This is a genomic window from Nonomuraea sp. NPDC050394, from assembly GCF_044459065.1.
In the GTDB taxonomy this organism is placed as follows: Bacteria; Actinomycetota; Actinomycetes; order Streptosporangiales; family Streptosporangiaceae; genus Nonomuraea.
In genome coordinates this window covers 70,113-84,868 of sequence record NZ_JBITIO010000027.1, presented here as the reverse complement: position 1 = coordinate 84,868, position 14,756 = coordinate 70,113, and the positions used below count along the sequence as shown (strand labels likewise).

Here is a 14,756-nt window from a genome sequence, read left to right as displayed (position 1 = left end):
GCGACTACGTCTTCCGCGGACTCATGCGCTGGGGATTCAGCATGATCGTCATCGCGCCCCTGCTCACCTGGCTGATCTTCCTCGCACCCAGCTGGTCCTGAGTCGACGGTCCGGCGGCGGCCGGTAATTCTGTATCGGCCTTAAGGACGATATTAGGCAGCCTTTTCGAAACTGTGTTCCCTTGAGGGTTGTGACTCCAGGTTCGCTTGAGGTAGAACTGACCTGGAGTTACGCAAGTCGCACCCGGCTGTAGACGTGGGCGGGCCGTACCGGAGAAGGGCCGATCGCGGCCGCCCGTGAACGCTCGCCCCGTCGGCAGCCGCCATGCCGCCCCGGAGTCTGCCGGAAGGCCTACTCCGGCACCCCCGAGGAGCCTCGTGCCGAGCTTGCTGCTGCCCATGTCCAGACATATCCCGTTTCTGGCGGTGCTGGTGCCCGCCATCGCCTTACGGGGTCTGGCGATCCACGGCTACCCGCCCGCCCTGTTCTTCTGGGCCGACTCCTTCACCTACCTCAGGTCCGCGGCCGAACCCGTCCCTGGAACGTTCCGGCCACTCGGGTACTCCTTATTCCTGGCCGTGCTCGGCCCGGGGCAGAGCCTGGCGCTGGTGACCACCGTCCAGCACCTGCTCGGCCTGGGCCTGGCGGTGGCGGCGTACGCGCTGCTGCGCCGGCACGGCCTGCCCGGCTGGGGCGCGACGCTCGCGGTCACGCCCGTGCTGTACGACGAGTTCCTGATCCTGCTGGAGCACATGATCATGGCGGACGCCCTGTTCACCGTGCTGGCCACGGGCGGGATCGTGATCCTGCTGCGCCGGATCACGCCCGTGTCGGGGGCCTGCGCCGGGCTGCTGCTCGCGCTGGCCACGCTCACCAGGACGATCGGCGCGGTCGTCCTGCTGCTCACCGCCGCCTACCTGCTGTGGCGCGGCCGGCACGCCCTCATCCCCCACGTGCTCGCGGCCGCCGCGCCGCTCGTCGCCTACGCCTGCTGGATGGCGGCCACGAGCGGCACCTTCGGGCTCACCAAGTCCGAGGGCATCTTCCTGTGGTCGCGCACGATGAGCTTCGCCGACTGCTCGGTGATCAAGCCCGAGCCCCGGCTGGCGGTCCTGTGCCCCGATCAGCCCGTCGGCGAGCGACCGGCGGCGCCGTTCTGGCTGTGGCAGCCGGCGTCTCCGCTGTACAAGGTGCCGGGCGAGGACAGGAACGCCCTGGCCGGGCAGTTCGCCCGCACGGCCGTCGCCGCGCAGCCCGGCGACTACCTCGCCGCGGTCGGCAGGGACATGCGCTGGCTGCTGCGCTGGGAACGCACCACCGACAGAAGCGTCGCCGTCAGGAAGACCAACCCGTACTGGTTCCCCTTCGAGCCACGGCCGCTCAAGGACAGCGCCGCCGCCGCCTACGAGGGCGAAGCGGTCCAGCCGCGCGTCGCCGAGCCGTACGCCGGTCTGCTCCGCGTCTACCAGCGGTTCGGCTACCTGCCGATCCCGCTGCTGCTCGTGCTGCTCGCCGGCGCCCTGGCCACGGCGCTGATACGGCGCCGCCACGACGCCCTGCTTCCCGCCCTCGCGGCCACCGCGCTGATTCTGGCCCCGCTCTTCACCGCCGGCTTCGACGTGCGTTACGTCGTCCCGGCCATCCCGCTGGTCTGCGTGGCGGCCGGGCTCGCGGCGCTGGGGGGCGGACAACCCCGGGACGTCGCCCGCCCGTGAGCGGGTGCCCGTGGCAGTGCGCGAGGATGCCCAGCGAACTGAACCCCACCTCGGCCGAGGTGGCTTCCGTCGTCAGGGTCCGCGGTTCGAGGACCTGGGCCATGTTGTTCACCTCCTTCAGGCGTGGGCGGGGAGCGGACCGGTCGACGTGGTGTCGGGTGCGCGGCAGGTCACCGGCCCAGGTCGTCCCATTCCTGGAGCAGGTGAGCCGTGGCCGCCGCGGGGGCCGTGAACGACCAGCGGCCCGGTGGCAGGTTCAGGGCGCAGCCCCCGTCGGCCAGCCTGGTGGTCGGCAACTGCTCGCCGAGGCCCATGAGGAAGGTGCCGTTGACGGTCATCCCGTCCCAGGCGCCCCGCACGGGCAGCACCGCGCGGGCGCTCACGCCCTCCGGCACGGCGAAGGTGAACTGGACGCCGTCCGGCCCGTCCCGCCAGCCCGACTCGACGGTCCCCGACGCGCTCGCGTAGCGGGCGTGCGCCTGGCGCAGCAGCGGGACGGGGCCGGGACGCAGCAGCAGTTCGCCGAAGCCGCCCCCCGTCCCGCGCGGGTCGTCGCCCAGCCCCGCCACGTGCCGGAACAGCCAGTCGCCCACGCAGCCGTAGGCGTAGTGGTTGAAGGAGTTCATGGCCGGTGTCTGCAGGCCGTGCCGGTGGTGCCAGGCGTCCCAGCGCTCCCACATGGACGTCGCCCCGGCGCGGAGCTGGTAGCGCCAGGACGGATAGCCCTCCTGGTTGAAGATCCGGCAGGCCAGGTCGTGGTGGCCGGTCTCCGACAGTACGGGCAGCAGCAGGGGAGTGCCGACGAAGCCCGTCATGAGCCGGTGCCCGTCGGCGCGGACCTGCTCGGCCAGCGCCTGCGCCGACGCGGCCCGGTCCTCCGGCGGGACCAGGTCCCAGGCGAGGGCGACGGCGTAGCCGGTCTGCGTCTCGGTGTGCAGCCTCGGCCCGTTGAGGAAGGCCTGCTGGAAGGCGCCCGACACGCGGGTGAACGCCTCGCCGTACTCCGGAGCGTGCGGCTCGCCGAGCACGTCGGCCACGTGCGCGACCAGGCGGAGGCTGCGGGCGAGGGCGGCGGTGGCGATGAGGCTCTTGGGCGTCTCGACCGTGCCGGGGGCCAGCCAGTCGCCCAGGGCCCTGCCCGGCCTGATGCCCCCTTCGGCCTGGGCCAGGCAGTAGTCGACCCAGCGCCGCATCGGGTCGTACGCGCGGCGCAGCGTACGGTCGTCGCCGTAACGCCGCCACAGCAGCCACGGCACCTCGACCAGCGCGTCGGACCAGACGGGGGAGTCGTATCCGTACTCGGGCAGGACCGGCGCGACATGCGGGACGGCGCCGTCCGCCCGCTGCCCGTCGATCAGCGTCGTCACCCAGCCGGACAGGAACGCCTGCGTGTGCCGCAGGAAGCTGAGCGTCGAGCCGAACACCGAGATGTCGGCCGTCCAGCCGGCCCGCTCGTCGCGCTGCGGGCAGTCGGTCGGCACGCTCACCAGGTTGCCGTCCGCCGACGCGCCGATGTTGGCCACCAGTTGCCGTACGGCGGGGTCGCTCACGGTCAGCGAGCCGGTGACGGCCAGCGCCGAGGACAGCAGCACCGCCTCCAGGTCGTCCGGCGTCATCGTGCCCGGCCAGCCGGTGACCTCCGCGTAGCGGAACCCGTGCAGGGTGAACGCGGGCTCCGCGACGTGCGGGCCGGGGCCGAGGACGAATTCGTCACGCTGGTCCGCCGTGCGCAGGTTGTCGGTGTAGAGCCGCCCGGTCGCGGTCAGCTCCTCCCCGTGCCGCACCACGATCCGTACCGGGCCGGGCGCGTCGACGCGCAGCCGTACGCGCCCGACGACGTTGCGCCCGAAGTCGGCCACCTGGACGCCCGGCACGGGCTCGGTCACGGACACGGCGGGCACCGTGCCGATCACCCGCACGGGGGGAGCGGGGTCGGCCTCCACCACGATCTCCGGAGCCGGGATCTCCCGGGCGGCGGTGACCTGCGGCGAAGGAGCCTGGACGGTCTCGCCCATCACCAGGTCGGCCCGTGGACGACCGAGATCACGCACGGTCCAGGTGGTGTCCGTGGCGGCCACGCGGCGAACCCCGCCGGAGTCCCGCACGAGCACCTGGGCGCTGGCGGCGGGCCGGTCGCCGTAGCGGCGCGGGCCGCCGCCGGCGACGTGGCCCGCGTACCAGCCGGGAGCGAGCCACAGCTCCAGCTCGTTCTCGCCGGGTACGAGCAGTTCCGTCAGCTCCAGCAGCCGGTAGCGCGTCCGGTGGCCGTAGTCGGTCCAGCCGGGGGCCAGTTCCTCCTCGCCGAGCCGTACCCCGTTGAGCAGCGCCCGATAGAGGCCCAGCGCGGTGACGGCCAGCCACGCGCGGCCGGGCCGCCCGGTGAGGGATCCGCGCAGGCTCACCGCCGCCCGCGGGTCTCCCGCCAGCCACGGAGCGGTCCACTCTCCCCGCAGGCCCGTGGTGAACGTTCCGGTCGCGTGTCCTTCCACACTCCACGTGTACGGCGTCAGCGGCGCCAGCCGATCACCCGGCACGTCCACGACGTTCGACCCGGCGGGCACGGACGACCGCCACACCTCCCGCCCGTCCGCGGACACGGTGACGGCGGCCGCCGCGGGCAGCCGGGCATCCCATGACAGCCTGGGCTCGTCCACGCCCACCGGATCCGCCAGACCACACGTCAGGCCCGCCCTCGCTCCGGACGGAGCCGGACGGATGTAGGGCGTCTGCGCGCCCGAGACCTGGACCCCCGAATCGCGGTTCACGCATCGAGCCCGGTGGTGAAGGCGTTGTGCAGGCCGTCGACGTCGACGCCGGACAGGCTCGGCGCCATCACGTTGATCAGCAGCACGAAGCAGGCGTCCTGCTCCGGGTACATCCACCACTGGCAGCCCGAGGCGCCGCCGTGCCCGTACAGGCGCCGCTCCAGCAGGCCGGGAGCCGAGTTGCGCAGGTTCCAGGTGAGGCCCCAGTCCTGGCCGGCGTTGACCGGGTCTGGTTGCAGCTTGACCAGGCCCGTCGTCTGCGGGGTGGTCATGGCGGCCAGGGTGGTCGGGTGGATCAGCTCGCGGTCGCCGCGCAGCAGCGCCCCGCCCAGCGCCAGGAGGTCCTCGGCGCGGGAGAACAGCGCTCCCGCGGGGTGGCGGAGCCGTACGAAGGTGTCGAAGTCGAAGCCGGGCCCGAGCAGTTCGATGCCGTGGACCTCGGCCGCCTCGCACGCCGGGTCGAACGTGATCCGCCCGCCGCCCGGAACCAGCGTGTTCAGGTCGGAGTCGATCACGTCGGCCACGTCGCGGCCCGTGACGTCGCGGACCATCTCCGCGATCCCGGCGAAGGCCAGGTTGGAGTACTGGCTGAGCGTGCCCGCCTCGAACATCGACGGCGCGGTGACGAGGTGCTCCAGCAGGCTGTCGGGCGTGAGCGTCTGCTCGGCGATGCCGCTGGTGTGGGTGAGCAGGTGCCAGAGCGTCACGTCGGGCCGCGCGAAGTTCGGCAGCACGTCGCGCAGCGGGCGGCGCAGCGACAGCAGCCCGCGCTCGACCTGGCGCAGGGCGACCAGCCCCATCAGCGGCTTGGTCACCGAGAACAGCGCGAAATGGTCATCGGTCCTGGTCGGGCGGCCGTCGTGCTCGCCGAACGCCTCCAGCACCTGGATCCCGCCGGAGGTGGCGGCGCCGAACACCGCGCACGGCAGGCGCCCCGCCTTGATCTCGCGCCTGACCCAGTCGAGCGCGAAGTCGTGAGTGGTCATCCCTTGAGTGCACCTTCCGTAAGACCGGCCAGGACGCGCTTCTGCGCGACGACGTACACCGCCACGAGGGGCAGCGTGGTGAGCAGGACGTGGGCGAAGACGAGGTTCCAGTTCAGGCTCTGCAGGGTGCCGGAGGCGAACTGGAACAGGCTCAGCGGCAGCGTGGCGTTCGCGCTGCCCTGGAGCAGGAAGAGGGCGAAGAAAAAGTCGTTCCAGACGTTGATGATCAGGATCACGCCGCCAACGAACAGGACGGGCCGCAGCAACGGCAGCAGGACGCGGACGAAGACCTGCGGGCGGGAGGCGCCGTCGATGGCGGCGGCGTCCTCCAGGTCGCGGGGGAACGCCCGCACGAACCCGGTCGCCAGGAAGATCACGATGCCCAGGCGGCAGCCGGTCATCGTCAGCACGTAGCCGAGCGATCCGCCGTCCAGCGACAGGGCGCGCAACAGGTAGACGGTCGGGATGATCGACGGCGGCAGCAGGATCGACAACCCCATCACGAAGTACGCCGCCTGCAGCCACCGCGACCGGCTGCGCCCGAACGCCCACGCCGCCGCCGCGCCGAGGAGCACCACGGCCACCACGATCGGCACGGTCACCTTGAGGCTGTTGACCAGCCCCATCAGGTAGCCGCCCCGGTCGAGCACGATGCCGTAGTTCTCGGCGATCGCCCACGTCCTGGGCAGGCCGAGGCCCAGTTCGGCGGCCTCGCCCGCGGGTTTGAACGAGTTGACGACCACGAGCCAGATGGGCACGAGCACCCACGGGATCGCGAAGAGCGTCAGCGCCGCGTACTTCACCAAGGCCTTCATCCCGTCACCTCCCTGCGCCGCAGCCACCACACCAGGGGTACGGCGGTGGCGATCACCAGCAGCGTCACCGTGAACCCCAGCGCGCTGGCGGAGCCGAAGAAGCCCTGTCCCCACTGCTGGCGCATCACCACGTTCAGCGCCCGCGTGTGGTCGCCCGGCCCGCCGCCGGTGGTGGCGGCGATCACGTCGTACGCGCTGAGCGCGCCCACCAGCGTGACCGCGACGTTGAAGGTCAGCGCCGGGGCGAGCATCGGGAACACCACCCGGCGGAACCGGGTCCACGGCCCGGCCCCGTCGACGGTCGCCGATTCCAGCAGCGACTTCGGGATGGAGTTGAGTCCCGCGATGTAGACGAGGGTGATCAGCCCGCTCCACTTCCACGCGTCGACGAACGCGACCACCACCAGCGCGGTGGCCGGTTCGCCCAGCCACGCCCACTCCAGGCCGAGAAAGGAGTTGACCGCCCCGTCGGGGGCGAGCAGCCCGCGCCAGATGTATCCGGCGGCCAGCGGCGAGATGAGCGTCGGCAGGAAGAACGCCGAGCGGAAGACGGTGTTGATCCGGCTGGTCCGCTGCAGGGCCAGGGCCAGCGAGAGGCTGACCGTGTTCTGGATCGCCATGCACAGGATCGCGTACAGCACGGTCACGGTGACCGCGTTGGCCAGCAGGTCCTGGTCGATCAGCGTGCGGACGTTGTCCAGCCCGTTCCAGGTGATCTCGGCGCGGAAGCTCGTCCAGGAGGAGAACGCGAACCGGACGTTGAGCAGGAACGGGGCGACGAAGAAGACCGTGACCAGCACGATCGCCGGCAGTGCCCACGGCAGCCAGGCCGCCCGGTTCCGCATCACCATCCGGGCAGCCCTGCCGCCTTGGCCGCCTGCTCGACCTGGCCCTGGAGCTGGTCGGCCGCCTTCTGCGGATCCTTCTGCCCGGCGATCAGCTCGGACATGAGCTGGGCCAGCCCGCCCATGCCGGGGATGTCGGAGTTGAAGGCGATGACCGCGCCGGTGTCGTACGCCTTCTTGACGTCCCGCAACACCGACGAGACGCCCTGCGGGTCGGGCACGTCCTTGAACACGGGGAAGGTCTTGGACGCGGCGATGTACTCGGCATAGGCCGGGCCGGTCATGAAGCGCACGAAGTCGAGCGAGGCCTTCTCCCGTGCCGCGTCACCGGTCTTGGGCAGGTAGAACGTTCCGATCGGGCCGGGCGCGTAGGTGACGAGCGGCTTGTCGCTCGACAGGCCGGCGAAGCCGACGGACTCGTCGACGGTCTTCTGGTCGCCGCCCGCCGCCGCGAGGAGGGCCGGGAGCATGTCGGAGTGCTGGGCGACCATGGCGGCCTTGCCGGTCACGAGGGCCTTCATGGAGTCCTCGAACTTGGCGGTGACGATGTCCTTGTTGAAGCAGCCGTCGCTCTTCAGCTTGGCGTAGGCGGTCAGGCCGGAGACGAAGGGCGAGCCCGCGTCGGCCAGCGTGCTGCTGTGGCCGGCGATGGCCTTGCCGTACGCGTTGGACTGGTTGGCGCCCGCCAGGTAGAGGATGGGCAGGATCTGCACCGGCCAGATCGACCCGCCCGACTCGAAGACCGGTGTGACCCCGGCGGCCTTGAGCTTGGGGCAGGCGGCGGCGAGCTCGGCGAAGTTCGTGGGCGGGGTCAGCCCGGCCGCGGTGAAGACCTTCTTGTTGTAGTAGAGGCCGAAGACCTGGGGGAAGCCGGTGATGGCGGCGTAGACCTTGCCGTCGACGGATCCGGCGGCCTGGTAGAGGTCGCCGGACCTGGCGATGTACGCCTCGCCGGTCAGCTCGCGCAGGTTCTGGGCCGGGTTGAGTGCGAGCAGGCCGCTCACGGTGGCGTGGTACTCCAGGATGTCCGGGCGCTCGCCGGTGGCCCACTTGGTCTGGGTGGTGTCCTCGAAGCCGTCGGACGGGATCGACACGAGCTCGATCTTGTGGCCGGACTGCTTCTCGAACTTCTTGTACATCTCCAGCAGCGGCGCCGGGTCCGCGCTGTTGTGCCAGAGGGTCAGCTTCACCTGACCGCTCCCCTCCGGGGCGGACGATCCGCAGCCGGAGAGGGATAGGGCGAGGACGGCGCCGAGTGCCGCGCCGAGCAGACGGGATGGTGCTCTCACGCCCGCCCTCCTGTTCATGTTGGGTAGCCTTCGTGTAGAACGTTCTCCATTGGTAGGGCATGAGAGAATCGCCCGTCAAGAGGTAGACCTGAGTAGCGATGGAGAGCTAGCCTCCATTTTTAGAAATCGTTCTACGAAGACTCGACGAAGGACGGCGTGTGACGAGCGGACGGGTGACGATCGCCGATGTGGCCAGGCGGGCCGGGGTTTCCACGGCCGCCGTGTCCAAGGTGGTGCGCGGGGCCTACGGCGTGAGCGCGGAGATGCAGACCAAGGTAACGCAGGCCATCGAGGAGCTCGGCTACCGTCCGCACGCCGCGGCCCGCGCCCTGCGCGGCCGCACCTACACCCTCGGCGTCATGCTCTCCGACACCCGCAACCCGTTCTTCCCCGACATCATCGAGGGCGTCACCGGCCGGCTCGGCGACACCGAGTACCAGGTGCTGCTCGGACCCGGCGGGATCGAGCCCAAGACACAGGCCAGAATGACCGACGCCATGATCGACCGGAGCATGGACGGGCTCATCCTGATCTCGCCGGTCATGACGGACGCCGAACTCGCCGCCATCGCGACGGCCACCCCGGTCGTCGTGGTGGGCAGGCACGGCGGCGCCGCGGCCTACGACGCGGTCGTCGACGACGACGTTATGGGGGCCAGGCTCGTGGTGGACCACCTGGTCGGGCTCGGGCACACCCGGATCGCGCACATCACCCACCTGGAGCGGGCCCGAGCCCAGGGGTTGCCGCACACGGTGCGCGCCGAAGGCTACCGCCAGGCGATGCGCGCCCACGGACTCGCCGGCGACGTGCTGGCCACCTCCTTCACCGAGGTGGGCGGCTTCGAGGGCGCGCGGGAACTGCTCGCCCGCGACGACCGGCCCACGGCGATCTTCGCCGGGGCCGACATCGCGGCGCTCGGCGTGCTGCGCGCCGCCGACGAGGCGGGCCTGTCGGTGCCGGAGGACCTCTCCGTCGCCGGATACGACAACATCGGCATCGCCTCGCTCAAGCGCATCTCGCTCACCAGCGTCGACCAGGACGGGCACGTGATCGGGGCGACCGCCGCGCGCCTGCTCGTCGAACGCATCGACGGGCGCACGCGTTCGGTGACCTCGTCGGTGTCGCCCACGCTGATCGTCCGAGGAACCACGGGACCGCCGCGCCCCTGATGACCGGGCCGCGGGTCGGGGGACTATCGCGGGCCACGCATAAAAACGTTCCGGCAGTCACCTGCCGTGCGTTAAAACGATTCAATGGAAGGACCCCCCACGTGAGACGACTCGCTCTCCTCGCCCTTCTCCTCCCGCTGGTCGCGCCCGCGCAACCGGCCTCCGCACAGGCGGCCTCCGCACAGGCGGCGGCCCTGGCCTGCCCGGTCAGGGTCGACCCCGCCGCGTTCGCCTCCGAAGCCCGCCTGAACACCCTCGCCGAGCAGCAGGAGGCGTTCGGCCCCAGGCCGACCGGCTCCACCGCGCACGCCGGCTACGTCGACTGGCTGGAGGACGAGATGGCGGCCATCCCCGGCCTCCAGTTCTCCTCCCTGCCCTACGCCATCGACCGCTGGGACAACCTCGGCACCGGCCTGACCGTCGGCGGTACGGCCGTGCAGGTCGCGGCCCCCGTGCCGTTCTCCTCCTCCACCGGCGCGGGCGGCGTCTCGGCGCCGCTCGTCCACCTGGCCGCGGGCACCAACATCACCGCCGCCAACGCCGCGGGGAAGATCGTCGTCAGGGACCTGCCCTGGACCAACGTGCCCAACCTGCTCTTCTACCCGCTCGGTCTCGGCTACTCCATGTACGACCCGGGCATGACGATCAACCTGCTCGGCTCGGAGTCGATGGAGGCCCCCGCCGCGGCCGACGCCGACCTCAAGGCCGCCGCCGCCGCGGGCGCGGTGGGCGTGATCGAGGTCAGCCAGCTCCCGCATGCCCAGATCGAGGGCATGTACGCGCCCTACGAGGGCCTGCCGTACGGGGTGCCGGGCGCGTACGTCGGCGCCGACCAGGGCAAGCAGATCAAGGACGCGCTGGCCGCCGGGCAGCCCGTCCAGGCCAAGCTGACCGTGAACGCCGCGTGGACGCCGACGACGACCCGCACCCTGCTCGCGACGCTGCCCGGCGGCAGCGCCCAGAAGATCGTCGTGGAGAGCCACACCGACGGCATGAGCCCGGTGTGGGACAACGGCCCGCTCACCATGATCGAGATGGCCCGCTACCTGTCGTCGCTCCCGGTGGAGTGCCGTCCGCGCACCGTGCAGTTCGCGTTCGTGACCGGCCACCTCTACCAGCACCTGACCGGCCCCAACGTCCGCGAGGGCGGCGCTGGTCAGCTCGCCGCCCAGCTCGACGCCGAGTACGACCAGGGCGGGGTCTCCTCCGTCGTCGTGCTCGAACACCTCGGCGCCAAGCGCTATGACGCGGTCGCCAGGCCGAACGGCCTGCCGGGCAAGCAGCTCGTCGCCAGCCCCACCCTCACCGAACTGCTGATGGTCCCGGTCAGCGAGAGCACGCCGCTGCGCGAACTGGTCAAGGGCCACATCCAGTACTGGGACGTGAAGCGCACCGCGGTACTCAAGGGCCTGTCGGCGGCCGACCTCGCCACCGTGCCGCACCACTGCGGCTTCGGCGGCGAGGGCACGCCGTACAACCAGCACCTGCTGCCGGTCATCTCGCCCATCGCCGCGCCCAAGACGCTGTTCTCGCCGCGGTTCGGGGCCGAGGCGATCGACGTGCCGGCGATGCGCAAGGCGTCGCTCGCCTTCACCGACGTGGTGCTCGACCTCGGCCCGATGGCCCAGTCGGCCGTCGCGGGCGACGTGACCGCCATGCGCCAGCAGCGCGCCTCGGGTACGCCGGGGTGTGCGTGAGCATAGACAGAAGGACGCTCGTGCGTCGGCACACCATCGCCGACGCCGGGTGTCCGCTCACCGTGGGAAACGGGGAGTTCGCCTTCACCGCCGACGCCACCGGGTTGCAGACCTTCGAGCCGCTGGGCACGCAGGCGCAGTGGGGCTGGCACACGATGCCCAACCTCAAGGGCCACGTGCTGGAGGACGCGCTCACCGACTACGACGGCGTCGGCTATCCGGACCTGTATCCGGCCACCGAGGCGGGCGGCTGGCTGCACGTGAATCCGCACCGCCTGCATCTGGGCCGGATCGGCCTGGACGTCGACGGGGCCGCTCCGCCCGGCAAGTCCACGCAGACCCTCGACCTGTGGACCGGCCTGCTGTCCAGCTCCTTCGAGCTGGGCGGCGTGCCGTACGAGGTGGAGACGGTCTGTCACCCCGAGCGGGACCTGCTGGCCATCCGCGTCGCCGGCGGCGCGGGGATCAGGATCACCTTCCCCTACGCCAGCGACGGCTGGCACACCACCGCCGACTGGGACCGGCCCGGCAGGCACACCACCACGCACGAGCAGGACGGCTCGCGCTGCGACTTCGTCAGGGTCCTGGACGAGGACCGCTACCACGTGGCCGCCGAGTGGGCGGTCCCGGCGAGGCTCACCTCGCCGGGACCGCACGTGTACCTGATCCAGAGCGAGGAGCTCGTCGTCGAGTTCTCCCCGCGTCCCGTCGGAGTCCCTCTCCCCACCTTCTCCCAGGTCCGTACGGCCGCCGCCGAACACTGGGAGAGGTTCTGGACCAGCGGGGGAGCGGTGAGCTTCGAGGGCAGCACCGACCCGCGGGCGCCCGAGCTCGAACGCCGGGTCGTGCTCTCGCAGTACCTCACCGCGGTCAACTGCGCCGGCTCCACCCCGCCGCAGGAAACCGGGCTGGCGGTCAACTCCTGGAGCGGCAAGTTCCACCTGGAGATGCACTGGTGGCACGCCGCCCACTTCGCCCTGTGGGGCAGGCCGGAGCTGCTGGAGCGCAGTCTGCCCTGGTACCGCGAGATCCTGCCGATGGCCAGGGCCACGGCCGCGCGGCAGGGTTACCGCGGCGCCCGCTGGCCCAAGCAGGTGGGGCCGGAGGGCAGGGAGAGCCCGAGTGAGATCGGCGCCTTCATCGTCTGGCAGCAGCCGCACCTGATCTACTTCGCCGAGCTGCTCCGCCGGGTCCGCCCGGGGGCGCTGGAGGACTACCGGGACCTGGTGTTCGAGACGGCCGCGTTCATGGCCTCCTTCGCGGGCGGCGGGCATCTGGGGCCGCCGCTCGTCCCGGCGCAGGAGTCCTACCACGAGTCGAGGCGGATGGTGCGCGATCCCACGTTCGAGCTGGCCTATTGGTGGTGGGGGCTGGAGACGGCCCAGCGGTGGCGGGGCCTGCTCGGCCTCGATCCCGACCCGGAGTGGGCGCGGGTCCTGCGCGGCCTGGCCCGGCCGCTGGTGCGCGACGGCGTCTACGCGGCCGTCGGCGTGGAGCCGTACACGATCAGGACCGATCACCCGTCGATGACCGGCGCGCTCGGGTTCGTGCCGCCCACCCCCCTGATCGACCCCGAGACCATGCGGGCCACCCTGCACGACGTGCTCGCCGACTGGGACCTGGAGAGCACCTGGGGCTGGGACTATCCGATGCTCGCCCTGTGCGCGGCCAGGCTCGGCGAGCCCGGCACCGCCGTGGACGCGCTGCTGATGGACGCCCCGAAGAACACCTACCTGGCCAGCGGCCACAACTACCAGTGGCCCGATCTGCTGCCCCTCTACCTGCCGGGCAACGGCGGCCTGCTGGCCGCCGTCGCCCACATGGCGGCTTCCGGGTGCTTCCCGGACGGCTGGCGGGTTCAGGCGGAAGGGGTGGTCGCGATGCCGTGATCGGGACCCGCGAGCAGGGCGACCGTGTAGTGGTAGAGGTCGCCGGCCGACGACGTCAGGGTGGTGACGCGGCCCGCGCGCACCTCCGCGGCGATGAACTCGGTGGTCCCGTAGACGATCAGGCGGGGCACCGCGGCACGCAGCGGCGGCAGCGAGGGATCCTCCAGCCTGGCCCGCGCGGCCAGCGCCCCGAACATGTCGAGGAAGGGCCGGTAGGCGGCCTCACGCTGCTCGACGGCCCGCTCACCCGCCCTCGGCAACTCCACGAAGTACGCCTGCGCGTACTCCGGGCGCTCCTGCCACCACCGCAGGTAGGCGTTCATTCCGAGCCGGAGCGCCTCGCTCCAGCGCTCGCCCGCCCCCGACGCGGCCGTGTAGATCGAGTCGATCATCTCGGGCAGGTCGCGTTCGCATCCGGCGAGGAAGCACGCCTCCTTGTCAGAGAACTGGGCGTAGAAGGCGTTGCGCGAGACCCGCGCGGCGGCGATCACGTCCGGCACGCTCGTCGCGGCGTATCCACGCCTCGCGACGAGCTTCAGCATGGCCTCCACGAGGCGTTCCCGCTGGGAGTTGCGCACCGTGTCGGGGGAGAGCCCGTGCCGCCCTCGGGGGAGTGGCCGGGCCGCCGGAACTTCCTTCTGTTCATGTCTTGACATCGCTCACCGATCGTACTTCCCTCTGTTGGGAGACGTTCACGTCTCCAAATAATCTACGAGGTGACCATGGAGAACTTCACCCGCCGGCAGGCGTTACGGACAGGGGCGCTCGGCCTCATGTCGGCCGGATTCCTGTCGTGGACCACCGAGGCCAATGCCGCCTCCGCCATCGAAACGATTTACAAGGCAGCGGGTCCGTGGCCGGTCGCCACCGGCACCTCGGGCGGGCACCGGCTCTACTACCCGTCGGCCCTGGGCTCGGGTGGCGCCACCCACCCGATCGTCACCTGGGGCAACGGCTCGTGGGCCACCCCCGACAACTATCCGGGGCTGCTCAACCACCTCGCCTCGTGGGGCTTCGCGGTGGTCGCCTCCACCGACACGACCACGGGAACCGGCGCCGAGATCCTCGCCGCCGCCCAGCACCTCATCGGCCTCAACACCGACCCGGCCAGCGTCTTCCACGGCAAGCTGAACACCGCCCAGGTGGCCGCCGTCGGCCACTCCCAGGGCGCGGGCGGATCCATCAACGCGGCCAACGACTCCGCCGGGCTGATCAAGACCGTCGTGCCGATCGCCGTGCCCGCGCAGTGGATGGCCAGTCCGGGAGACGAGTTCTCGGTCGCCGACCTGACCTGCCCCGTGCTCTTCCTCAGCGGCGCGAACGACTGGCTGATCTCCTCGGCCGCGACCGTGCAGGGTTACTACGACCAGGCAGGCGCCGGAGCGGGCAAGGCGCTGCTCAAGGGCGCGGGACACAACGACATCCAGAACACCGGCGGGGCCTTCCTCGGCTACGTGACCGCCTGGCTGAGATACCGCCTCCAAGCCGATGCCCAGGCCCGCGGGGCGTTCGCCGACGCCACCCCCGAGCTCCCCACCAACACCGCCTGGCAGAACCAGGCCCTCAAGAACCTCACCTAGGAGAAC

General features: G+C 71.3%; 11 protein-coding genes. 5 read left to right on the top strand and 6 right to left on the bottom strand.

What is annotated here, in order from left to right:
• Nucleotides 1-398: 398 nt before the first annotated feature.
• A complete protein-coding gene (locus ACIBKY_RS52560) occupies nt 399-1,715 on the top strand; it encodes a hypothetical protein (RefSeq protein ID WP_397109808.1) in 1,317 nt (438 codons plus the stop codon).
• Between the two features lie 170 nt (nt 1,716-1,885).
• On the opposite strand, the gene ACIBKY_RS52555 is transcribed toward ACIBKY_RS52560, so the two are convergent.
• Genes ACIBKY_RS52555 through ACIBKY_RS52535 form a run of 5 tightly spaced genes read right to left on the bottom strand, consistent with a single transcriptional unit; the run spans nt 1,886 to nt 8,415 of the window.
• On the bottom strand, nt 1,886-4,480 hold the full coding sequence (locus ACIBKY_RS52555) for a family 78 glycoside hydrolase catalytic domain (protein ID WP_397109806.1): 2,595 nt from the start codon (nt 4,478-4,480) through the stop codon (nt 1,886-1,888).
• A complete protein-coding gene (locus ACIBKY_RS52550) occupies nt 4,477-5,466 on the bottom strand; it encodes a serine hydrolase domain-containing protein (RefSeq protein WP_397109804.1) in 990 nt (329 codons plus the stop codon). The genes ACIBKY_RS52555 and ACIBKY_RS52550 overlap by 4 nt, the downstream gene beginning before the upstream one ends.
• Nucleotides 5,463-6,281, bottom strand: a complete 819-nt coding sequence (locus ACIBKY_RS52545) for a carbohydrate ABC transporter permease (RefSeq protein WP_397109802.1) — start codon at nt 6,279-6,281, stop codon at nt 5,463-5,465. Before ACIBKY_RS52545 ends, ACIBKY_RS52550 begins: the two co-directional genes overlap by 4 nt.
• On the bottom strand, nt 6,278-7,132 hold the full coding sequence (locus ACIBKY_RS52540) for a carbohydrate ABC transporter permease (protein WP_397109800.1): 855 nt from the start codon (nt 7,130-7,132) through the stop codon (nt 6,278-6,280). The genes ACIBKY_RS52545 and ACIBKY_RS52540 overlap by 4 nt, the downstream gene beginning before the upstream one ends.
• On the bottom strand, nt 7,126-8,415 hold the full coding sequence (locus ACIBKY_RS52535; RefSeq protein ID WP_397109799.1) for an ABC transporter substrate-binding protein: 1,290 nt from the start codon (nt 8,413-8,415) through the stop codon (nt 7,126-7,128). Before ACIBKY_RS52535 ends, ACIBKY_RS52540 begins: the two co-directional genes overlap by 7 nt.
• Before the next feature lie 158 nt (nt 8,416-8,573).
• Between ACIBKY_RS52535 and ACIBKY_RS52530 the strand changes: the two genes are divergently transcribed.
• From ACIBKY_RS52530 to ACIBKY_RS52520, 3 genes are all read left to right on the top strand, one after another.
• The gene (locus ACIBKY_RS52530; RefSeq protein WP_397109797.1) at nt 8,574-9,584 is read left to right on the top strand and encodes a LacI family DNA-binding transcriptional regulator; all 1,011 of its coding nucleotides are present in this window, start codon (nt 8,574-8,576) and stop codon (nt 9,582-9,584) included.
• 101 nt (nt 9,585-9,685) lie between these two features.
• A complete protein-coding gene (locus ACIBKY_RS52525; protein WP_397109795.1) occupies nt 9,686-11,281 on the top strand; it encodes a hypothetical protein in 1,596 nt (531 codons plus the stop codon).
• 20 nt (nt 11,282-11,301) lie between these two features.
• Nucleotides 11,302-13,170, top strand: coding sequence for a hypothetical protein (locus ACIBKY_RS52520; RefSeq protein WP_397109793.1), 1,869 nt, complete (start codon nt 11,302-11,304; stop codon nt 13,168-13,170).
• Here ACIBKY_RS52520 and ACIBKY_RS52515 read toward each other — a convergent pair.
• Nucleotides 13,140-13,826, bottom strand: a complete 687-nt coding sequence (locus ACIBKY_RS52515) for a TetR/AcrR family transcriptional regulator (protein ID WP_397109791.1) — start codon at nt 13,824-13,826, stop codon at nt 13,140-13,142. The two genes, ACIBKY_RS52520 and ACIBKY_RS52515, sit on opposite strands and share 31 nt — an antisense overlap.
• A 66-nt stretch (nt 13,827-13,892) precedes the next feature.
• Between ACIBKY_RS52515 and ACIBKY_RS52510 the strand changes: the two genes are divergently transcribed.
• Nucleotides 13,893-14,750 (top strand): alpha/beta hydrolase, encoded by an 858-nt coding sequence (locus tag ACIBKY_RS52510; RefSeq protein ID WP_397109816.1) that lies wholly within the window; start codon nt 13,893-13,895, stop codon nt 14,748-14,750.
• Nucleotides 14,751-14,756: the final 6 nt, after the last annotated feature.